This window comes from Burkholderia crassaminum, assembly GCF_964265005.1.
GTDB lineage: Bacteria > Pseudomonadota > Gammaproteobacteria > Burkholderiales > Burkholderiaceae > Burkholderia.
This window is the reverse complement of record NZ_OZ183799.1, coordinates 3,036,538-3,058,347: the sequence shown is the minus strand read 5'-3', so window position 1 is coordinate 3,058,347 and position 21,810 is coordinate 3,036,538. Positions and strand designations below refer to the sequence as shown.

At 66.8% G+C, this 21,810-nt stretch carries 17 protein-coding genes; 10 read left to right on the top strand and 7 right to left on the bottom strand.

From position 1 onward, the window contains the following. Nucleotides 1-371: 371 nt before the first annotated feature. From ACPTTF_RS14135 to ACPTTF_RS14125, 3 genes are read left to right on the top strand one after another with little or no spacing between them, the layout of a single operon-like run. Nucleotides 372-1,649 carry an efflux RND transporter periplasmic adaptor subunit gene (locus ACPTTF_RS14135; protein ID WP_423371516.1) on the top strand — a complete coding sequence of 426 codons (1,278 nt, stop codon included), beginning with the start codon at nt 372-374 and terminating at the stop codon, nt 1,647-1,649. A gap of 15 nt (nt 1,650-1,664) precedes the next feature. Then, complete coding sequence (bpeB, locus tag ACPTTF_RS14130; protein ID WP_423371515.1) at nt 1,665-4,865, top strand: efflux RND transporter permease BpeB; 3,201 nt, start codon at nt 1,665-1,667, stop codon at nt 4,863-4,865. Next, complete coding sequence (locus ACPTTF_RS14125; RefSeq protein ID WP_423371514.1) at nt 4,865-6,388, top strand: efflux transporter outer membrane subunit; 1,524 nt, start codon at nt 4,865-4,867, stop codon at nt 6,386-6,388. The genes bpeB and ACPTTF_RS14125 overlap by 1 nt, the downstream gene beginning before the upstream one ends. 511 nt (nt 6,389-6,899) lie before the next feature. On the opposite strand, the gene ACPTTF_RS14120 is transcribed toward ACPTTF_RS14125, so the two are convergent. Next, nucleotides 6,900-8,276, bottom strand: a complete 1,377-nt coding sequence (locus ACPTTF_RS14120; RefSeq protein WP_423371513.1) for a nucleobase:cation symporter-2 family protein — start codon at nt 8,274-8,276, stop codon at nt 6,900-6,902. 5 nt (nt 8,277-8,281) lie between these two features. Continuing rightward, the gene (locus ACPTTF_RS14115; RefSeq protein WP_423371512.1) at nt 8,282-8,665 is read right to left on the bottom strand and encodes a hypothetical protein; all 384 of its coding nucleotides are present in this window, start codon (nt 8,663-8,665) and stop codon (nt 8,282-8,284) included. A 50-nt stretch (nt 8,666-8,715) separates the two neighbouring features. Here ACPTTF_RS14115 and ACPTTF_RS14110 point away from each other — a divergent pair, with 50 nt between their 5' ends. The 3 genes from ACPTTF_RS14110 (at nt 8,716) to fghA (ending at nt 12,444) form a co-directional block, all read left to right on the top strand. Then, on the top strand, nt 8,716-10,197 hold the full coding sequence (locus tag ACPTTF_RS14110; RefSeq protein WP_423371511.1) for a xylulokinase: 1,482 nt from the start codon (nt 8,716-8,718) through the stop codon (nt 10,195-10,197). 275 nt (nt 10,198-10,472) lie between these two features. Then, complete coding sequence (locus ACPTTF_RS14105; RefSeq protein WP_011353045.1) at nt 10,473-11,579, top strand: S-(hydroxymethyl)glutathione dehydrogenase/class III alcohol dehydrogenase; 1,107 nt, start codon at nt 10,473-10,475, stop codon at nt 11,577-11,579. 16 nt (nt 11,580-11,595) lie between these two features. Continuing rightward, nucleotides 11,596-12,444, top strand: a complete 849-nt coding sequence (gene fghA / locus ACPTTF_RS14100) for an S-formylglutathione hydrolase (RefSeq protein ID WP_423371510.1) — start codon at nt 11,596-11,598, stop codon at nt 12,442-12,444. Nucleotides 12,445-12,571: 127 nt separating this feature from the next. On the opposite strand, the gene ACPTTF_RS14095 is transcribed toward fghA, so the two are convergent. From ACPTTF_RS14095 to ACPTTF_RS14080, 4 genes are read right to left on the bottom strand one after another with little or no spacing between them, the layout of a single operon-like run. Continuing rightward, nucleotides 12,572-13,354 carry a metal ABC transporter permease gene (locus ACPTTF_RS14095; RefSeq protein WP_166963362.1) on the bottom strand — a complete coding sequence of 261 codons (783 nt, stop codon included), beginning with the start codon at nt 13,352-13,354 and terminating at the stop codon, nt 12,572-12,574. Then, the gene (locus ACPTTF_RS14090) at nt 13,347-14,240 is read right to left on the bottom strand and encodes an ABC transporter ATP-binding protein (protein WP_423371509.1); all 894 of its coding nucleotides are present in this window, start codon (nt 14,238-14,240) and stop codon (nt 13,347-13,349) included. Before ACPTTF_RS14090 ends, ACPTTF_RS14095 begins: the two co-directional genes overlap by 8 nt. Nucleotides 14,241-14,253: 13 nt before the next feature. After that, nucleotides 14,254-15,174 (bottom strand): metal ABC transporter solute-binding protein, Zn/Mn family, encoded by a 921-nt coding sequence (locus tag ACPTTF_RS14085; RefSeq protein WP_423371508.1) that lies wholly within the window; start codon nt 15,172-15,174, stop codon nt 14,254-14,256. A 46-nt stretch (nt 15,175-15,220) separates the two neighbouring features. After that, nucleotides 15,221-15,682, bottom strand: coding sequence for a Fur family transcriptional regulator (locus ACPTTF_RS14080; protein WP_011546084.1), 462 nt, complete (start codon nt 15,680-15,682; stop codon nt 15,221-15,223). Nucleotides 15,683-16,010: 328 nt separating this feature from the next. Between ACPTTF_RS14080 and ACPTTF_RS14075 the strand changes: the two genes are divergently transcribed. Continuing rightward, nucleotides 16,011-16,787, top strand: a complete 777-nt coding sequence (locus ACPTTF_RS14075) for an L-iditol 2-dehydrogenase (RefSeq protein ID WP_423371507.1) — start codon at nt 16,011-16,013, stop codon at nt 16,785-16,787. An 18-nt stretch (nt 16,788-16,805) separates the two neighbouring features. Here ACPTTF_RS14075 and ACPTTF_RS14070 read toward each other — a convergent pair whose 3' ends face one another. After that, nucleotides 16,806-17,858 (bottom strand): RNA-guided endonuclease InsQ/TnpB family protein, encoded by a 1,053-nt coding sequence (locus ACPTTF_RS14070; protein ID WP_423371506.1) that lies wholly within the window; start codon nt 17,856-17,858, stop codon nt 16,806-16,808. Between the two features lie 170 nt (nt 17,859-18,028). On the opposite strand from ACPTTF_RS14070, the gene ACPTTF_RS14065 reads away from it, so the two are divergent. The 3 genes from ACPTTF_RS14065 to ACPTTF_RS14055 all read left to right on the top strand — a co-directional run bounded on the left by ACPTTF_RS14065 (nt 18,029) and on the right by ACPTTF_RS14055 (nt 21,730). Next, nucleotides 18,029-18,985, top strand: a complete 957-nt coding sequence (locus tag ACPTTF_RS14065; protein ID WP_423371505.1) for a sugar kinase — start codon at nt 18,029-18,031, stop codon at nt 18,983-18,985. Continuing rightward, nucleotides 18,973-20,334, top strand: a complete 1,362-nt coding sequence (locus ACPTTF_RS14060; protein ID WP_423371504.1) for a D-tagatose-bisphosphate aldolase, class II, non-catalytic subunit — start codon at nt 18,973-18,975, stop codon at nt 20,332-20,334. Before ACPTTF_RS14065 ends, ACPTTF_RS14060 begins: the two co-directional genes overlap by 13 nt. Nucleotides 20,335-20,404: 70 nt before the next feature. Further along, a complete protein-coding gene (locus tag ACPTTF_RS14055; RefSeq protein WP_166963347.1) occupies nt 20,405-21,730 on the top strand; it encodes an ABC transporter substrate-binding protein in 1,326 nt (441 codons plus the stop codon). The last annotated feature ends 80 nt before the right edge of the window (nt 21,731-21,810 follow it).

The window sequence follows — 21,810 nt, the reverse complement described above, 5'->3', positions numbered from 1 at the left end:
ATATAGGGTCTGCAACCCTCGTCGCAGTCATATAGACTGGCTATGCTTGCGGCTGGTAACAATTCGTAAGACTGGACAGCCGGCGGCGCATAAACGGGCTTTTTACATACATTCATGAATGTATATACAATACCACCCTACGATCGAATGACCCAAGTGGCAATCAGTTAATATCCCACTCTGCTGATTCCCGCCAAAGTACCAGTCCGCAGTTGCGGGGCAACCTGTCGGCACGGAGGTTTCGTGCCGCTTGCTGTATCTAGCAGTCCAGTATTTCAGGTGTTCGATCTGCGCCGTGAGGCGCATCCGTGTTGCGCTCGCTCCGGTCGGGTGCGGCACTTATTCCATTGGTTATACACAGAGGTCGCTCCATGCGCGTCGAACGGGTTCCATACCGCTTAATCACTGTCGCGACGGCCGCCGTTTTCCTGGCCGCGTGCGGGAAAAAAGAATCGGCACCGCCGCCGCAAACGCCGGAAGTCGGCGTCGTCACCGTCCAGCCGCAAGCCGTACCGGTCTTCACCGACCTGCCGGGCCGCACCAGTGCGTTCCTCGTCGCGCAGGTGCGCGCGCGGGTCGACGGCATCGTGCTGCGCCGCGAATTCACCGAAGGCACCGACGTCAAGGCCGGTCAGCGCCTCTACAAGATCGATCCGGCGCCGTACGTTGCTGCGCTGAACAGCGCAAAGGCGACGCTCGCGAAGGCGCAGGCGAACCTCGTCACGCAGAACGCGCTGGTCGCACGCTACAAGGTGCTGGTGGCCGCGAACGCGGTCAGCAAGCAGGACTACGACAACGCGGTGGCCACGCAGGGCCAGGCCGCGGCGGACGTCGCGGCCGGCAAGGCAGCGGTCGATACCGCGCAGATCAACCTGGGCTATACCGATGTCGTTTCGCCGATCACCGGCCGCGTCGGCATTTCGCAGGTGACGCCGGGTGCATACGTGCAGGCGAGCCAGGCGACGCTGATGTCGACGGTACAACAGCTCGACCCGGTGTACGTGGACCTCACGCAGTCGAGCCTCGAAGGGCTGAAGCTGCGCCAGGACGTGCAGAGCGGTCGCCTGAAGACGTCTGGCCCGGGCGCGGCGAAGGTGTCGCTGATTCTGGAAGACGGCAAGACCTATTCGGAGGCCGGCAAGCTGCAGTTCTCGGACGTGACGGTCGACCAGACCACCGGCTCGGTGACGATCCGCGCGGTCTTCCCGAACCCGGGCCGCGTGCTGCTGCCGGGCATGTTCGTGCGTGCACGGATCGAGGAAGGCGTGAACGAGAACGCGTTCCTGGTGCCGCAGATCGGCGTGACGCATGACCAGAAGGGCCAGGCGATCGCGATGGTGGTGAACGCCAGCAACAAGGTCGAGCCGCGTCCGCTGAAGACGACGGGCATGCAGGGCCAGAACTGGGTCGTCGAAGGCGGTCTGGAAGCGGGCGATCACGTGATCGTGCAGGGCGTCGACAAGGTGCGCCCGGGTGCGACCGTGAAGACGGTCGCGGCGCAGCTCGCACCGGCGGCCGCTGCCGCTCCGGGTGCTGCTGCCGCCTCCGCCGCGCCGGCCGCTGCCGGTTCCGGCGCCGCTGCCGCTTCCGGTGCTGCCGCATCGGGTGCCGCGCCGGCGAGTGCTGCCGCTGCTTCGAGCGCGCAATAACAGGGAGCCTGTTTCATGGCAAAGTTTTTTATCGATCGCCCGATCTTCGCGTGGGTGATCGCCATCATCCTGATGCTGGCCGGGGTTGCAGCGATCTTCACGCTGCCGATCTCGCAGTATCCGACGATCGCACCGCCATCGATCCAGATCACGGCGAACTACCCGGGCGCTTCCGCGAAGACGGTGGAAGACACGGTGACGCAGGTGATCGAGCAGCAGATGAGCGGTCTCGACAACTTCCTGTACATGTCGTCGACGAGCGATGACTCGGGCAACGCGACGATCACGCTGACCTTCGCGCCGGGTACCAACGCCGACATCGCGCAGGTCCAGGTGCAGAACAAGCTGTCGCTCGCGACGCCGGTTCTGCCGCAGGTCGTGCAGCAGCTTGGTCTGTCGGTGACGAAGTCGAGCAGCAGCTTCCTGCTGGTGCTCGCCTTCAACTCCGAAGACGGCAGCATGAACAAGTACGACCTCGCGAACTTCGTGGCGTCGCACGTGAAGGATCCGATCAGCCGGTTGAACGGCGTCGGTACCGTCACGCTGTTCGGCTCGCAGTACGCGATGCGGATCTGGCTCGACCCGAACCGCCTGACGAACTATGGCCTCACGCCGGTCGACGTCAGCTCCGCGATCACCGCGCAGAACGTGCAGATTGCGGGCGGCCAGATCGGCGGCACGCCGGCTACGCCGGGCACCGTGCTGCAGGCGACGATCACCGAATCGACGCTGCTGCAGACGCCCGAGCAGTTCGGCAACATCCTGCTGAAGGTCAACCAGGACGGCTCGCAGGTTCGCCTGAAGGACGTCGCGCAGATCGGCCTCGGCGGCGAAAACTACAACTTCGACACGAAGTACAACGGTCAGCCGACCGCGGCACTCGGTATCCAGCTCGCGACCAACGCGAACGCCCTCGCGACCGCGAAGGCCGTGCGCGCGAAGATCGACGAACTGGCACCGTTCTTCCCGCACGGCCTCGTCGTGAAGTACCCGTACGACACGACGCCGTTCGTGAAGCTGTCGATCGAGGAAGTGGTCAAGACGCTGCTCGAAGGTATCGTGCTCGTGTTCCTCGTGATGTATCTGTTCCTGCAGAACCTGCGGGCGACGATCATCCCGACGATCGCGGTGCCGGTCGTGCTGCTCGGCACGTTCGCGATCATGTCGATGGTGGGCTTCTCGATCAACACGCTGTCGATGTTCGGCCTCGTGCTCGCGATCGGCCTGCTGGTGGACGATGCGATCGTGGTGGTGGAGAACGTCGAGCGGGTGATGGCGGAAGAGGGTCTGTCACCGAAGGAGGCGACCCGCAAGGCGATGGGCCAGATCACCGGCGCACTCGTCGGCGTGGCGCTCGTGCTGTCGGCGGTGTTCGTGCCGGTGGCGTTCTCCGGCGGGTCGGTCGGCGCAATCTATCGTCAGTTCTCGCTGACGATCGTGTCGGCGATGGTGCTGTCGGTGCTGGTCGCGTTGATTCTGACGCCGGCACTGTGCGCGACGATCCTCAAGCCGATCCCGCAAGGGCATCACGAAGAGAAGAAGGGCTTCTTCGGCTGGTTCAACCGCACGTTCAACAACAGCCGCGACAAGTACCACGTCGGCGTGCACCACGTGATCAAGCGCTCGGGCCGCTGGCTCATCATCTATCTGGTCGTGATCGTCGCGGTCGGGCTGCTGTTCGTGCGCCTGCCGAAGTCGTTCCTGCCCGATGAAGACCAGGGCCTGATGTTCGTGATCGTGCAGACGCCGTCGGGTTCGACGCAGGAAACGACCGCGAAGACGCTCGCGAACATTTCCGACTACCTGCTGAAGGACGAGAAGGAAATCGTCGAATCGGCGTTCACGGTCAACGGCTTCAGCTTCGCGGGCCGCGGCCAGAACTCCGGTCTCGTGTTCGTGCGCCTGAAGGACTACTCGCAACGTCAGCATGCGAACCAGAAGGTGCAGGCGCTGATCGGCCGGATGTTCGGGCGCTACGCGGGCTACAAGGACGCGATCGTGATCCCGTTCAACCCGCCGTCGATTCCTGAACTCGGTACCGCTGCCGGCTTCGACTTCGAGTTGACCGACAACGCGGGTCTTGGCCACGATGCGCTGATGGCCGCGCGTAACCAGCTGCTCGGGATGGCCTCGAAGGATCCGACGCTGCAGGGCGTGCGCCCGAACGGCCTGAACGATACGCCGCAGTACAAGGTCGACATCGACCGCGAGAAGGCGAATGCGCTCGGCGTCACGGCTTCTGCGATCGACCAGACGTTCTCGATCGCGTGGGCGTCGCAGTACGTGAACAACTTCCTCGACGTCGACGGCCGGATCAAGAAGGTCTACGTGCAGGCCGATGCGCCGTTCCGGATGACGCCGGAAGACATGAACATCTGGTACGTGCGCAACAGTTCGGGCGGGATGGTGCCGTTCAGCGCGTTCTCGACCGGTCACTGGACGTACGGTTCGCCGAAGCTCGAGCGCTACAACGGTGTATCGGCGATGGAAATCCAGGGTCAGGCCGCACCGGGCAAGTCGACGGGTCAGGCGATGACCGCGATGGAAGGGCTCGCGAAGAAGCTGCCGGTCGGTATCGGCTATTCGTGGACCGGCCTGTCGTTCCAGGAAATCCAGTCCGGTTCGCAGGCGCCGATCCTGTACGCGATCTCGATCCTCGTCGTGTTCCTGTGTCTGGCGGCGCTGTATGAAAGCTGGTCGATCCCGTTCTCGGTGATCATGGTGGTGCCGCTCGGCGTGATCGGCGCACTGCTCGCGGCAACGATGCGCGGTCTGGAAAACGACGTGTTCTTCCAGGTCGGCCTGCTGACTACCGTGGGCTTGTCGGCGAAGAACGCGATCTTGATCGTGGAGTTCGCGCGCGAACTGCAGCAGACGGAGAAGATGGGGCCGATCGAGGCCGCGCTGGAAGCGGCGCGCCTGCGGCTGCGTCCGATCCTGATGACGTCGCTCGCGTTCATTCTCGGCGTGATGCCGCTCGCGATCAGCAACGGCGCGGGTTCGGCGAGCCAGCACGCAATCGGTACGGGCGTGATCGGCGGGATGATCACGGCGACGTTCCTCGCGATCTTCATGATCCCGATGTTCTTCGTGAAGATCCGTGCGATCTTCAGCGGCGAGAAGGAAGACGTCGACGAGGCGCTGCGCCTGGCTCAGGAGCACTCGCACCACGAAGAGAAGCCGGGCAACGGCGACGAAGGCAACAAGGGACAGTGATGATGCAAAAACACGCTTTGACTGCAATCGCGGTCGCGCTCTTTGCCACGGGCTGCACGATGGCGCCGCATTACAAGCGGCCCGACGCGCCCGTCGCGCAGGCGTACCCGGCCGGCGGCGTCTACGCGACGCAGCCGGGCGCTGCCGGCGCGCGCAGCGCGAACGGCCAGGCGGCGACCGCCATCGGCTGGCGCGAGTTCTTCGTCGATCCGCGCCTGCAGCGGCTGATCGAGATCGCGCTGAAAAACAACCGCGACCTGCGCGTGTCGGTGCTGAACATCGAGGCGGCGCGCGCGCAGTACCAGATCACGCGCGCGGGCCTGTTCCCGACGCTGAACGGTACGGGTACGGGCAACATCCAGCGCTATCCGGCCGGCGTATCGACGACGCAGGCGCCGTTGATCTCGCGCGCCTACAACGTCGGGCTTTCCGCTTCGTGGGAACTCGACCTGTTCGGCCGCGTGCAGAGCCTGAAGGACCAGGCACTCGCGCAGTACCTGTCGACCGCGTACGCACGGCAGGCGTCGGAAATCTCGCTGGTGTCGTCGGTGGCTGACCAGTACCTGACGCTGCTGTCGACCGACGACCTGTTGCAGGTGACGGAGAACACGCTGAAGTCCGCCCAGGCGCAGTACGACCTGACGAAGCTGCAGTTCGACAACGGCACAGGTTCCGAGCTCGAGCTGCGTCAGGCGCAGACGGTGGTCGAGACGGCGCTCGCGAACCAGCAGCAACAGGCGCGTGCGCGTGCACAGGCGCTGAACTATCTGGTGCTGCTGATCGGCGAGCCGCTGCCGGACGACCTGCCGGCGGGCATGCCGCTCGACGCGCAGAACCTGCTGACGGATGTGCCGGCAGGCCTTCCGTCTGACCTGCTGACGCGTCGCCCCGACGTGATGCAGGCCGAGCAGACGCTGCTGGCTGCTAACGCGAACATCGGCGCGGCGCGCGCGGCGTTTTTCCCGAAGATCTCGCTGACGGCCGCGTTCGGCACCTCGAGCCCGACGCTGGGCGGCCTGTTCAAGGCCGGCACGGCGGCGTGGTCGTTTGCGCCGAGTATTGCGCTGCCGATCTTCGAGGGTGGGTCGAACATCGCGAACCTCGATCTCGCGCACGTGCAGAAGCGCATCGAGATCGCCAACTACGAGAAGGCGATCCAGTCGGCATTCCGCGAAGTGTCGGACGGCCTGGCCGCACGCGGCACGTACGACCAGCAGATCGCGGCGCTCGAGCGCAACGAGCACGCGCAGCAGCGCCGCTTCGACCTGTCGGACCTGCGTTACAAGAACGGTGTGGACAGCTACCTGTCGGTGCTGACCGCGCAGACTGACCTGTATTCGGCGCAGCAGACGCTGATCAGCGCGCGTCTGGCGCGCTGGACGAACCTGGTCGACCTGTATCGCGCACTGGGCGGCGGCTGGGTCCAGCGGGCCGGCGAGACGCCGCGCGCGCCGGATGCGCCGGTCGACTACGACAAGGCGGCCGCCCCTGCGCCTGCGTCGGTAGCAGCGACGAACGGGTAAGCGAAAGGAAGGGCTGGCGCGGCCTATCGCGCCTGTCCTTCGAACCGGCTGTATGCGGAAACGAAAACGCCACGGATGAAAGTCCGTGGCGTTTTCTTTTATGCGGCCGAGTCGCGCGAGATCACGACGGTTGGCGTGACGATGACTGCACCGGGCACCGGGCACCGGGCACCGGGCATCGGGCATCAGGCATCGGGCATCGGGCATCGGGCACCGGGCACCGGGCACCGGGCATCGGGCATCGGGCACCGGGCATCAGGCATCGGGCACCGGGCACCGGGCATCAGGCATCAGGCATCAGGCATCAGGCATCGGCAGCGTCCATCACGGCAGACAGGTCGCCCGACGCGGCCAAACGGCAGCCTGCATCGCGTCGCTGGCGGCCTGCCAGCGAGCACCCTGAGCGCGCACGCGGGCACTGCGCGTCGTCCGCCCCCCGCCAAGCAAAAACGCCACGGCATGCCGTGGCGTTGTTCGTTACCGCTTCGCGCCGTCGCCCGGCGCGTCGTGATCAGTGGTGCACGTCGGCCGGGCGGCCGTCGAAGTCATGTCCGGCGCGGCGGATGTCGCAGCGCGCGTCCTTTTCGCCTTTCACGCCGTTGAACACGATGTTCAGGATCACGGCCGTGGCCGATGCCAGCAGGATGCCGCTGTGCAGGATCGGTGCGAGCGCGGGCGGCAGCTTCGAGAAGAAGTGCGGCGACACGACCGGCACGAGGCCCATGCCGACGCTCACGGCGACGATGAACAGGTTGTGCGAGTTGTTCACGAAGTCGACCTTCGACAGCACCTTGATGCCGTTCGCGGCCACCATCCCGAACATCACGATGCCCGCACCGCCGAGCACGAACGGCGGCACCGATGCGACCACCTGCGCCATCTTCGGGAACAGGCCGAGCAGCACGAGGATCACGCCGCCCGTCGCACACACGAACCGGCTCTTCACGCCCGTCACGCCGATAAGGCCGACGTTCTGCGAGAACGACGTATGCGGGAACGAGTTGAAGATGCCGCCGATCAGCGTGCCGAGGCCGTCGACGCGCAGGCCGCGCACCAGGCGCTCCTGGTTGACCGGACGATCGACCATGTCGCCGACCGCGAGGAACATGCCGGTCGATTCGATGAACGTGACGAACATCACCGTGACCATCGTCACGATCGACAGCGGGTCGAAGTGCGGCAGGCCGAAGTGGAACGGCATCACGATGCCGACCCACGGTGCGTGCGCGACGCCGTCGGTATTCACGCGGCCGATCGCGAACGCGATCGCGAAGCCGGCGACGATGCCGAGCAGCACCGAGATGTTCGCGATGAAGCCGCGGCCGAACTTGTTGATCATCAGGATCAGCGTCAGCACGAGCAGCGACAGGCCGAGATAGACGGGGCTGCCGTACTCGGGGTTGCCGACGCCGCCGGCCGCCCAGTTGATGCCGACTTCCATCAACGACAGCCCGATCACCGCGATCACGGTGCCGACGACCACCGGCGGGAAGAACCGCAACAGCTTGCCGATCATCGGCGCGAGCACGATGCCGATGATGCCGGCCGCGATCGTCGAACCGAAGATGTCGAGAATGCCGAGGCCGGGGTTCGTGCCGATCGCGATCATCGGGCCGACTGCCGCGAACGTGCAGCCCATGATGACGGGCAGGCGGATCCCGAAGATCCACAGGCCCAGCGTCTGGATCAGCGTGGCGACGCCGCACGAAAACAGATCGGCGCTGATCAGGAACGCGATCTGGTCTTTCGGCAGCTTGAGTGCGGCGCCAACGATAAGCGGCACGGCGACAGCGCCGGCGTACATGACGAGGACGTGCTGGAGACCAAGCGTTACAAGCTTGCCGGTCGGCAGCACCTCATCGCACGGATGGACCGTGTTCGATTGCATCTGTCTCACTCCATGATCTTGTTTTCGGGGTGATACGAAGTTATGCGGAATGAATCCGCGCAACAAGAGCGCTGGGTACTATTCCGTTCTTTGCTGGTTCGATATGCCATTTCGGCATGAAACAGGGTGTCGATCATCGGGAAACTGCCGCAGGAGTGAGGTTTCCCGGTTTTATAGCCCTTCAAAATAGCGCTGGCCCCCGTGTCAAATATAGGCCGCTTTATGGTGTGTATCGGGCGGGTCGCATAGTGGCAAAAAGTGCCTGGGAAAAATCGTGCCGGGTTAACCCGCGAGCGGCCGCTTTCGCCGGCAAGGTGCAGCCGGGTGAAACCCGGCACGCAACTGCGTTTTCGGCCCGCCGCGGCGGCGGCAAAAAACGGGGCGCGCATCGCGATCCCGTTATCATCGACATCCGTTCATTCGAATTCACCGTCACGTCATGCGCCTGCTCGGAATCGACCTCGGCACCGGCTCCGTCAAACTCGTCACGCTCGATGCCGACGGCGTCGAGCGTGCGGTTGCGAGCGAACCCTATGCGTTGTCGTCGCCGCAGCCCGGCTGGGCCGAGATCGCGCCCGACACGTGGTGGCAGGCGCTCGTGCGCGCGGCCGCACGGCTGCCGGCCGACGAGCGTGCGCAGGTCGCAGCGATCGGGTTCTCGGGGCAGATGCACGGCGTCGTGTTGATCGACGCGGCCGGGCGGCCGGTGCGGCCCGCGCTGCTGTGGCCCGACACGCGCGCGGTGCGCGAAGCGGAAGCGGCCGGCTGGTCCGCAGCCGGAATGCCCGCAGCCGGATTGCCCGTCGCCGGAATGCCCGTCGCCCCGAACCCCGTTGCGCCCGGCATGGCCGGCCCGCTGTTGCGCTGGCTGGCCGCGCACGAACCCGATGCGCTGCACGCCGCGCGCTGGGCCGTGCAGCCGAAGGACTGGTTGCGCATCGCGCTGGGCGGCGACGTCGCGGCCGATCCGAGCGACGCGTGCGCGACCGCGCTCGCGACGCCTGACGGCGCATGGGATCTCGCATTGATTGACGCGCTCGGCCTGCCGACCGACCGGTTCGCATCGGTCCATCCGTCGACTGCGCGCTGCGGCACGCTCGGCACACTGGCTGCCGCGGCACTCGGCCTGCCGGCCGGCGTGCCGCTGGCGACGGGCGCGGCCGACACCGCATGTGCGGCACTCGGCAGCGGGCTCGCCGCCGCGGGCGATGCGCTGCTGACGACGGGCAGCGGCGGCCAGATCGTCGTGCTCGCGGATGCGCTGCCGCCCGCGCGACGTGGGCTGCATCGCTATCGCGCGGCGGCCGGCGGCGGCTATTACACGATGGCCGCGATGCAGAACGTCGGGCTCGCGCTCGAAGCCGTGCGCGGCTGGCTCGGCTACGCGCAGTGGGCCGATGCGTATGACGGTGCGTTTGCCCAGGCTGCGTCGGAACGCCTGTGCTTCCTGCCGTACCTGACGGGCGAGCGTTCGCCGTGGATGAACCCCGATGCGCGCGGCGGCTGGCTCGGCCTCGGGCTCGGCGACACGCGCGCCGCGATGATGCGTGCCGCGTTCGAAGGCGTCGCGTTCGCGTTGCGCGCCGGGCTCGATGCGATCCGCGACGCCGATCGCGGCGACCCGGTGACGATGCTGCGTCTCGCGGGTGGCGGCTCGGTCGATCCGCGTTGGCGCCAGTTGCTTGCCGACTCGCTGGGCGCGTCGCTCCACGCGATCGACTGCCCGAACGCCGCGACGCGCGGCGCCGCGTTGCTGGCGGGCGTCGCGATCGGGCACTGGCGCGAAGACGCGTTGCACGCGCTGGCGCCGGCCGCGTCGCCGGTTGCCGAGCCGCGCGAGGATCGCTTGCTGGCCGCGCGCCACGCGCGCTTCATCGACCTGTATGCGCGTACGGATGCATGGTTCACGACGGGCGTTTAAACTCGAACACTTGTTCTTTTGCGTCAGCGATGACGCATCGTGGCAAGCCGGCGACCGTTTGCCGCAAGCGATGCGCGGCCGGACCGGCCATCATGGCGAGCACGAGATTCTCTCGCCGAGCCGCGCGCGATGCCGCGCGGCTCGGTTTCGACAGCTTTGCATGGAACCCGGTGCGAAGCATTGGGCCGGCGTCGGCGCTGGCGCACCCACGCCGGCCGGCATGAGCGCTGACGAGCCAACCCGGGCAGACCTCACACACAGACAGGAGTCACACGATGAAGACGAAAGCAGCGATTGCATGGAAGGCGGGCGCGCCGCTGACGATCGAGGAAGTCGATCTGGAAGGGCCGCGCGCAGGCGAGGTGCTGATCGAGGTGAAGGCGACGGGCATCTGTCACACCGACTACTACACGCTGTCGGGCGCCGATCCGGAAGGGATCTTCCCGGCGATCCTCGGCCATGAGGGCGCGGGCGTCGTGGTCGACGTCGGCCCCGGCGTCGGCACCTTGCGCAAGGGCGATCACGTGATTCCGCTCTACACGCCCGAATGCCGCGAGTGCAAGTTCTGCCTGTCGCGCAAGACCAACCTGTGCCAGAAGATCCGCGCGACGCAGGGCAAGGGCCTGATGCCCGACGCGACGTCGCGCTTCTCGCTCGACGGCAAGCCGCTGTTCCACTACATGGGCACGTCGACGTTCTCGAACTACATCGTCGTGCCGGAAATCGCGGTCGCGAAGGTGCGCGAGGACGCGCCGTTCGACAAGATCTGCTACATCGGCTGCGGCGTGACGACGGGCGTCGGCGCGGTCGTGTACTCGGCGAAGGTCGAGGCCGGCGCGAACGTCGTCGTGTTCGGCCTCGGTGGCATCGGCCTGAACGTGATCCAGGGCGCGAAGATGGTCGGCGCGGACAAGATCATCGGCGTCGACATCAACCCGAAGCGCGTCGAGCTCGCGAAGAAGTTCGGGATGACGCACTTCATCAACCCGAACGAAGTCGAGAACGTGGTCGACCACATCGTGCAGCTGACCGACGGTGGCGCCGACTACTCGTTCGAATGCGTGGGCAACGTGAAGCTGATGCGCCAGGCGCTCGAGTGCACGCACAAGGGCTGGGGCCAGTCGTTCATCATCGGCGTGGCGGCAGCGGGCGAGGAAATCAGCACGCGTCCGTTCCAGCTGGTGACGGGCCGCGAGTGGAAGGGCTCGGCGTTCGGCGGTGCACGCGGTCGTACCGACGTGCCGAAGATCGTCGACTGGTACATGGAAGGCAAGATCAACATCGACGACCTGATCACGCACACGCTGCCGCTCGAGCGGATCAACGAAGGCTTCGACCTGATGAAGGCCGGCGAGTCGATCCGTTCGGTCGTGCTGTACTGACCGGGAGCGCACCGCGATGCTCGAACTCGTTTCCTCGCATGCGTGCCACGGCGGCGAGCAGCGTTTCTACCGTCACGATTCGGCGGCCATCGGCCTGCCGATGAAGTTCTCGGTGTACCTGCCGCCGCAGGCCGCGCACGGCCGCGTGCCGGCGCTGTTCTATCTCGCGGGGCTCACGTGCACCGACGAGACGTTCGCGATCAAGGCCGGCGCGCAGCAATACGCGGCGCAGCACGGCATCGCGCTCGTGATGCCCGACACGAGCCCGCGCGGCGCGGGCGTGCCGGGCGAGACCGATGCGTGGGACTTCGGCGTCGGCGCGGGCTTCTATGTCGACGCGACCGAAGCGCCGTGGTCCACGCATTACCGGATGGAGTCGTACGTGACGGGCGAGCTGCGCGAGCTCGTCGCGGCCGAACTGCCGATCGACGGCGCGCGGCTCGGGATCTTCGGGCACTCGATGGGCGGGCACGGCGCGCTGACGCTTGCGCTGCGCCATCCCGGGCTGTACCGGTCGGTATCGGCGTTCGCGCCGATCGCCGCGCCGACACGCTGCCCGTGGGGCGAGAAGGCGTTCTCGGGCTATCTCGGCGCCGATCGCGATGCATGGAAGGCACACGACGCGAGCGAACTCGTCGCGCGCGCCGATGCGCCGAAGTTCGCGGACGGCATCCTCGTCGATCAGGGCCTCGCGGATCAGTTCCTCGCGAACCAGCTCAACCCCGACGTGTTCGAAGCCGCATGCGCGAAGGCCGGCCAGCCGCTGACGCTGCGCCGCCATCCGGGCTACGACCACGGGTACTACTTCATCTCGACGTTCATCGCCGATCACCTCGCGCATCACGCGCGCGTGCTCGCACGATGAGCGGGAAGGGAAGCACGTAACGCACACGGCGCGCCGCACGATCGCAGGCGCATAAAAAACGCCGGCGCTGCCCTCGGGCATGCCGGCGTTTTTCATTTTCGTTGGGCGGCGCTCCGCTTCGCGCAGATCAGTCGCGCCGCAACAGGCTTGCGCCGTACACGAGCGCCGACAGCGCGGTGATCCAGAAGCTGGTCGGCCAGTCGGTGTGATACGCGAGCACGATGCCGAGCCACGCTTCGAACAACGCAAACAGCGCGGCGAGCAGCACACCGGTCGACAGCCGCGTCGTCACGTTCTGCGCGGCGGCAGCCGGCCCGACCAGCAGCGTGAACACCAGCAGCACGCCGACGATCTGCGTCGCCGCGGCTACGGCGAGCGCGCACACGGCGAGGAACAGCATCGACACCGTGCGCAGCGACACGCCCTTGGCTTCGGCCAGTTCGGGCTGCAGCGACGCGAACAGCAGCGGCCGCGCGATCAGCGCGAGCGCGAGCAGGCTCACCGCGCCGATGCCGGCGAGCACCGCGAGCGTGTCATGGCTCACCGCGAGCACGTTGCCGAACAGCAGCGCGGTGACCTGCGTCGCGAACGACGTGTAGAAATGCAGGAACAGCAGGCCGAAACCGAGCGCGCCCGACAGGATCACGCCGATCGCGACGTCGCGGCCCGCGAGCTTCTCGCCGAGCGCACCCATCCCGATCCCGGCCACGAGCGTGAAGCCGACCATCCCCCAGATCGGCGAGATGCCGAGCAGCACCGCACCCGTCGCGCCGGTGAAGCCGACGTGCGACAGCGCATGGCCGGCGAAGGTCTGCCCCCGCAGCACCAGGAAGTAGCCGACGATGCCCGCGAGCACCGCGACGATCCCCGACGCTGCGAAGGCGTTGATCATGAAGTCGTATTCAAACATCTTGCGAATGCCCGGGATGAGCGTGTCCGTGGTGGTGATGGCCGTGGCCGCCGCCACCGCCGCCGTGCGAGTGGCCGTCGTCGTCCTCGTGTTCGTGATCGTGCTTCTCGACCTCGACGTCGCCCGACATCACGAAGATCTTGCCGTTCACGCGCATTACGTCGATCGGTGAACCGTAGAGCCGCGACAGCACGGGCTTCGTGATCACCTCGTCGACGGTGCCGAGCGCCGCGACGCCATTGCCGAGATACAGCACGCGGTCGAGCGCATTCAGCAGCGGATTCAGTTCGTGCGCGGAGAACAGCACGGTGATGCCGAGCTCGCGCTGCACGTTGCGCACGAGCTCGACGACGCCGCGCTGGTGGTTCGGGTCGAGGCTGATCAGCGGCTCGTCGAGCAGCAGCAGCTTCGGGCTGCCGAGCAAGCATTGCGCGAGCAGCAGGCGCTGCCGCTCGCCGCCGGACAGTTCCGACAGCGGCCGGCGGGCAAGCGTCGGGCCGCCGACGAGATCGAGCACGCGGTCGACGTCGCGGCGCGTCGCCGCGTTCGTGTGCGGCAGCCCCCAGCGGTGGCCGTCGGCGGCCATCGCGACGAAGTCGTAGCCGCGCATCCGGCGGTTCGCGAGGCCGCTCCTGATCTGCGGCATGTAGCCGATCGACGCGTTGCCGCGCACGACCGGCACACCGCCGACGGACAGCGTGCCGGCCGACACCGGCACGAGGCCGAGCACCGCGCGCATCAGCGTCGTCTTGCCCGCGCCGTTCGGCCCGAGCACGCCGACGAATTCGCCGGGTTCGATCGAGAAGCTGACGTCGCGCAGGATCGTGCGTCCGCCCAGTTCGAGCGTGACGCGATCGACGGCGAGTGCGTGGGGAGTGGCAGTCATGTCGTTGCGTCGTTTATTTCTTGCCGGCAGCGAGCGCGGCGGCGAGCGCGTCGAGCTGGCCGGCCATCCACTGCTGGAAGGTCTTCCCGGCCGGCTGCGTCTCGGTGACGCTGACCGTCGGCACACCACCGTCGCGCGCGATCTTCAGCATGCGCTTGGTCATCGGTTCTTCGGCCTGGCTGTTGTAGATCAGCACGCGTACCTGCTTCTTGCGCAGGTCGTTCTCGAACGCGGCGACGTCCTGCGCGCTGGCTTCGGTGTCGTTCATCGTCGCGAGCTGGAAGCGCTGGTTGCGCATGTCGAGGCCGATCGCGTCCGACATGTAGCCGAACACCGGCTCGGTGGCCGTCACCGGCACGCCCTTGTACTGCGCGCGCAGCGCGGCGACCTTGTCGTCGACGGGCTTCAGCGATGCAACGAATTTCTGCAGGTTCGCATCGTATTCGGCCTTGTTCGCCGGATCGGCGCGACCGAGCTCGGCCGCGATCGCGCGCGCGGCGGCCGGCATCGTCGCCGGGTCGTACCACAGGTGCGGGTTGTCGCCGGCCTTCTTGCCGACCAGGTCGGCGACGACGATCGTCGCGCGCTTCGCCTGTTTCGACGCGCCGAGCAGCTTGCTCATCCAGGGATCGTAGTTGGCGCCGTTGTAGATCACGACCTGCGCGTGCTGGAGCGCGCGGGCCGTCTTCGGGCTCGCTTCGAACAGGTGTGGATCCTGGTCGGGATTGCTGAGGATGCTCGTCACCGCGACATGACTGCCACCGATCTGCGTCGCGACATCGCCGTAGAAATTCTCGGCGGCCACGACGTTGACGGTCGCGGCCTGCGCGAACGCGGGCGCCGCGAGCGACAGGGCGGCAGTGGAGATAGCGGCGGCGAGCCAGCGGGCAGGCGACAGGGCACGCCGCGGCGCGCGCTTCAGGGCAATGGACATGGAACTCCTCGTGGGAAGGGGCGGCGCGTGGCCGCGCGATTCGGCGTCAGCGTTGCGCGGGCTTGCGCTTGCAGTGCCCGCACAGGCCGCTCAGCTCGACGACCTGGTGGTGGACTTCGAAACCGTGCGCGGGCTCGCTCGCGGACAACTGCTTCGCGAGGTCGCCGCCGGGAATCTCGACGGTGTCGCCGCACGAATCGCAGATCAGGAACTGGCCTTCGTGCGGTACGCCGATCTCGCAGCACGCGAAGAACGCATTCTTCGATTCGATCCGGTGGATGAAGCCGTGCTCGACGAGGAAATCCAGCGCGCGATAAACGGTCGTGGGCGGTACGCGGCCGCGCTGCGGCTCGAGCTCGGCGAGCAGGTCGTACGCGCCGATCGGGCGCTGCGCGGCCAGCACGCGCTCGTAGACCTGACGGCGCAGCGGCGTCCACGCGAGCCCGTGCTCGGCGGCGAATGCGTCGGCCCGGGACAGCCGGGCGTCAATGGACGATGAGGTAGCCATGGCATGAAGCAGGGCGTGAAACAAAGTACGGCGATGATATAACGTATCGTCGCGCCGTGCAGCGCGAAATCTCCTTTCCGTCCTCGCTCCGTCCCCTTCATCGACTATCCGGCTGCGCCGCACCGCGCGCGCTGCGCCTTGCCGGACGTGCGCAGCGGCCCACCACGGTGTGCCGTTGTGCCGCAGCGCATCATAGAAAGCCGTTACGTCGCCTTGACAGCGCGAATCGCGTATCCGATCATTCGATCACCAACAGAGCAATTGATCGGTCGCAGAGCGTTCGCTCACCTCGTGACCGTCAACCAGCAGAACGAACCGGAGACAACCAGTGAGACTGGCAGACAAGGTCGCGATCCTGACGGGCGCCGCAAGCGGCATCGGCGAGGCAGTCGCGCAACGCTATCTGGACGAAGGCGCGCGCTGCGTGCTCGTCGACCTGAAACCGGCAGGCGGGTCGCTCGCTCGGCTCATCGAGGCGAACCCCGGCCGTGCGGTGGCCGTCACCGCGGACGTCACGCGCCGCGACGACATCGAGCGCATCGTCGCTACGGCGGTCGAGCGCTTCGGCGGCGTCGACATCCTGTTCAACAACGCGGCGCTGTTCGACATGCGCCCGATCCTCGACGAATCGTGGGACGTGTTCGACCGGCTGTTCGCGGTCAACGTGAAAGGGCTGTTCTTCCTGATGCAGGCCGTCGCGCAGCGGATGGTCGAGCAGGGGCGCGGCGGCAAGATCGTCAACATGTCGTCTCAGGCCGGGCGTCGCGGCGAGGCGCTCGTTTCGCACTACTGCGCGACCAAGGCCGCGGTGATCAGCTACACGCAATCGGCCGCGCTCGCGCTCGCGCCGCACCGGATCAACGTGAACGGCATCGCGCCGGGCGTCGTCGACACGCCGATGTGGGAGCAGGTCGATGCCCTCTTCGCGCGCTACGAGAACCGGCCGCTCGGCGAGAAGAAGCGGCTCGTGGGCGAAGCCGTGCCGCTCGGCCGCATGGGCGTGCCGGGCGACCTGACGGGTGCCGCGCTGTTCCTCGCGTCGTCCGACGCCGACTACGTTACCGCCCAGACGCTGAACGTCGACGGCGGCAACTGGATGAGCTGACTTGACGTCCTCCGCCGCCTAAAGGCGGCGGATTCCCACACCTGGCGATGCACGTCCGCATCGGAGAATGTTCAGCGCAGCGTTGGTATCACGATCATGCTCGACACCACAGTCACTGCAGGCCCACTCTCTTACTCGCAGTCCCGCGATACCTTTCGGCCGCGTCGTGCTGTCTTTCGACCCGCACGCCGAACAGGACTGGGTAGAACCGCTTTCGCCGACTTCCTCGTACGTGGCTCCGTGCGCGATCGCTTTGTAACGGAGCATGTTTCGGAAAGACGACCAGGATGCGTCGTAGACGCTCTTCGCCATTCTGGTTCTGGCGAGTTTGACGGCGGAGACATTGCCGACCGCGATGTAATCGAACCGCCGCACCAGATCGAGTGCGAGCTTGTGCTGGGAATCGGCACGGGCATTCGCAACCTTGGCGTGCAGCTTCGCAATATGCCGCTTGTGCTTGCGTGCACGCTGCGCCTTCGCCAGCCTTTCAGCCGCGCATCGGCCAAACCGATCATTGGGCAACTTTTCGCCGGTCGAAAGTGTAGCGAAATCTTTCAGGCCGAGATCGATGCCGACGCCGGAACGGATCGGGCGCGCTTGAACATCGGGCATCTCGATCACGATGTTGAGAAACCAGTTGCCACGCGCATCCTGCGCGAAGTTGGTGCCGTCTTTGATCTTGCCTTCGGGAAGCGGTCGACTGTTGAACACGCGGAAAGTGTTGCCGGCGAAACGGAACGCGTCGCCTTCACGCTTCAGGTCGCGCCCTTTCAACGGTACCCATCCAAGCGTTCTCTTGCCGCGATAGCGCAGGTAAGGGCGTCGGTGCTGGCTACGGGATTGTGCGTACTGCAAGCACGTTGCGTTGATCGTGCCGGAGTGAATGCCAAGCTCCTTGCTGCTGCCGCTCGTCAGTCCGTTCAGGTCGAAACCTGTTGGCCACTTCTTGCTCCACTTGAGCGCGTGCTTTTGCGTGTCGTTGCAGAAGTTCCAGACGTAGTTCACCGCACGGCTCTGCTGGTTCAGCAGGCCGTTGAGCGACTTCACCCGGTAGCGGTAGACAAGGATCATGCAAATGATCCTACCCCGTGGACGAAGCGGCCTGTCAAGCGCATATCGTTCCTTCTGGCCGCCGATAACAGTTTGTCGGAGCAACGGATGAAGTGGCATCCATGTTCGCCTCGATGGCCGCTGGCACAGGCTGAGGCCCTTTGCACGCCAGTCTCGGGAGGGCACGCCTGATGGCCGAGATCGTCGTTGCCGGCGAACTGCTCGCCGAATTCGTCGCCGCCGAGCGCGGCCAGGGTTTCGACACGCCGGGCCTGTTCGCCGGGCCGTTCCCGAGCGGCGCGCCGGCGATCTTCGCCGACCAGGCCGCGCGGCTCGGCGCGCGCGTCGCGTATGCGGGCTGCGTCGGCCGTGACGCGTTCGGCGATGCGATCGTTGCGCGGCTCGAGCGCGACGGTGTCGACGTCGCGCGCATCCGTCGCGTCGCGCGCCCGACCGGCACCGCGTTCGTCGCATATCGCGACGACGGCTCGCGCAGCTTCGTCTACAGTCTGTCCACCAGCGCGGCCGCGTGCGTCGAAGCGTCCGATGTCGATACCGCGATGTTCGACGGTTGCCGCTATTTTCATGTGATGGGCTCGTCGCTGACGAGCGAATCGGCGATCGCGGCCGTGCAGCGCGGCGTGATCGAGGCCGCGCGCGCCGGCGCGAAGGTGTCGTTCGATCCGAACGTGCGGCCCGAAATGCTGGGTTTTCGCCCGATGCGGGCAGCACTCGACGCGATGCTCGCCGCGTGCCACCTGTTCCTGCCGAGCGAAGCCGACCTGCCGTTCTTCTGCGGACCGCAGCCGGCCGAGCGCGCGATCGCGGGCCTGCTCGCGACGCATCCGCTGCTCGAGCGTGTCGTACTGAAACGCGGCGCGCAAGGCAGCGTCGCGTTCGACCGTGCGAACCGCGTCGAAGCGCCGGCCTTTCCGGTCGACGAAATCGACCCGACCGGCGCCGGCGACTGCTTCGGCGGCACGCTGGTCGCGAGCCTGGTCGCGGGCGTGCCGATCGATGTCGCGCTGCGCCGCGCGAACGCGGCGGGTGCGATCGCGGTCACGCGGCGCGGCCCGATGGAAGGCAACAGCAGCGCGGCCGAGATCGACCGCTTCCTGACCGAACGAGGTATCGCATGTCCGGCCTGACGACCTTCGCCGAACGTCCTCGCACCGCCCATGCGGACGCGGTGCTGCGGATGATCTTCGACGCGAACCGCGCTGACGCGCAGCGCGGCATCTATTCGATCTGCAGCGCGCACCGGCTCGTGCTGGAGGCCGCGTGCGAGGCGGCGCGCGCGGACGGCTCGCCGCTGCTGATCGAGGCGACCTGCAACCAGGTGAACCATCTCGGCGGCTATACGGGCATGACGCCTGCCGATTTCCGCCGCGACGTCGACGCGATCGCCGCGCGTTGCGGGCTCGCGCCGTCGGCACTCGTGCTCGGCGGCGATCACCTCGGCCCGAATCCGTGGCGGCATCGCCGCGCGGCCGATGCGATGCGCGAGGCGTGCGCGATGGTCGCCGCCTATGTGGAAGCCGGTTTCGAAAAAATCCACCTCGATGCGAGCATGGCGTGCGCGGATGATCCGGTGCGGCTCGACGATCGCACGATCGCCGTGCGCGCGGCCGAACTGTGCCGCGTGGCGGAAGACGCGGCGGCGCGCGCCGGCATGGCGCCCGTCTACGTGATCGGCACCGAGGTGCCGACGCCGGGCGGCGAAGTGAGCGGCAGCGCGAACGAAGGGGGCGATGCGGCAATCGCGCAGATCGCGGTCACGCGCAGCGACAGCATCGCGGCGACGCTCGATGCGCACCGCCATGCGTTCGCGACGGCCGGGCTCGACGATGCATGGACGCGCGTCGTCGCGATCGTCGCGCAGCCGGGCGTCGACTTCGACGATCGCCACGTGCTCGACTACGACAGCGCGAAGGCCGCGTCGCTCGGCGCGAGTATCCTGCAGACACCACGCCTCGTGTTCGAGGCGCATTCGACCGATTACCAGACCGAGGGCGCGCTCGCCGCGCTCGTGCGCGACCACTTCGCGGTGCTGAAGGTCGGCCCCGCGCTGACGTTCGCGCTGCGCGAGGCGCTGTTCGCGCTGACCTTCATCGAGGACGCGCTGACCGGCGACGTCGCGCAACGCTCGCGGTTGCGCGATGTGGTCGATGCCGCGATGCGCGCGCAGCCCGAGCACTGGGCGCCGTACTATCGCGGCGACGAATCCGAGCAGCGGCTCGCGCGCCAGTTCAGCTACAGCGACCGGATCCGCTACTACTGGCTGCAGCCGGCCGTCGCGGCCGCGGTCGAGCAACTGTTCGACAACCTCGCGCGGCAGCCGGTGCCGGAGACGCTCGTCGCGCAATGGTTGCCGGATGTATACGCGGCGTGCCGCGCGGGCGGCCTCGCAAAGGAGCCACGCGCGTGGGTGCGCCACCGGATACGCGACGTGATCGCGCACTATGCGCGCGCGTGCGGAATGCAGCGGCCGGCATGACGGGCCGCGAAGGAAACGACGCAACACGCAGTACCGAGACGACACTTCGAAAAAACACAGGAGACATGCCATGCAACGAAAGATGCTCGCCGCCGCCGCACGCCGCTGCGCCGGAGCCGCGCTCGCGACGGCCGCCTGCGCCGCGTCCGCCGGCACGCTGACGATCGCGACGCTGAACAATCCCGACATGATCGAGCTGAAGAAGCTGTCGCCGGCATTCGAGAAGGCGAACCCGGACATCAAGCTGAACTGGGTGATCCTCGAGGAAAACGTCCTGCGCCAGCGCGCGACGACCGACATCACGACCGGCAGCGGCCAGTTCGACGTGATGGCGATCGGCACCTACGAGACGCCGCAGTGGGGCAAGCGTGGCTGGCTCGCGCCGATGACGGGCCTGCCCGCCGACTACGACCTGAACGACATCGTGAAGACCGCACGCGACAGCCTGTCGTACAACGGCCAGCTGTACGCGCTGCCGTTCTACGTCGAGAGTTCGATGACGTTCTACCGCAAGGACCTGTTCGCGGCGAAGGGGCTGAAGATGCCCGACCAGCCGACCTACGACCAGATCGCCGAGTTCGCGGACAAGCTCACCGACAAGGCGAAGGGCACCTACGGAATCTGCCTGCGCGGCAAGGCCGGCTGGGGCGAGAACATGGCGTTCGTATCGACGGTGGTGAACACGTTCGGCGGGCGCTGGTTCGACGAGAACTGGAACGCGCAGCTCACGTCGCCCGAATGGAAGAAGGCGATCACGTTCTACGTGAACCTGCTGAAGAAGGACGGCCCGCCGGGAGCGAGCTCGAACGGCTTCAACGAGAACCTGACGCTCACCGCATCGGGCAAGTGCGCGATGTGGATCGACGCGACGGTCGCGGCCGGGATGCTCTATAACAAGCAGCAGTCGCAGGTGGCCGACAAGATCGGCTTCGCACCCGCGCCGGTCGCCGTCACGCCGAAGGGTTCGCACTGGCTGTGGGCGTGGGCGCTGGCCGTGCCGAAGACGTCGAAGCAGCAGGATGCCGCGCGCAAGTTCATCGCGTGGGCGACGTCGAAGCAGTACATCGAGATGGCCGGCAAGGACGAGGGCTGGGCGTCGGTGCCGCCGGGCACGCGCACGTCGACTTATCAGCGCCCCGAGTACAAGGCCGCCGCGCCGTTCTCGGACTTCGTGCTGAAGGCGATCGAGACGGCCGACCCGAACGATCCGTCGCTGAAGAAGGTGCCGTACACGGGCGTGCAGTACGTGGGGATTCCTGAATTCCAGTCGTTCGGTACGGTGGTCGGCCAGTCGATCGCGGGTGCGGTCGCGGGCCAGATGACGGTCGACCAGGCGCTCGCCGCCGGGCAGGCCGCCGCCGACCGCGCGGTACGGCAGGCCGGCTACAAGAAGTAACGCGCAAGAAGCCGTGCAGCCCGCACCGTGCGCCGTCGCGGACGGTGCGGGCCGGCGAAGCTGAAAGGCGGGCGGCCGTT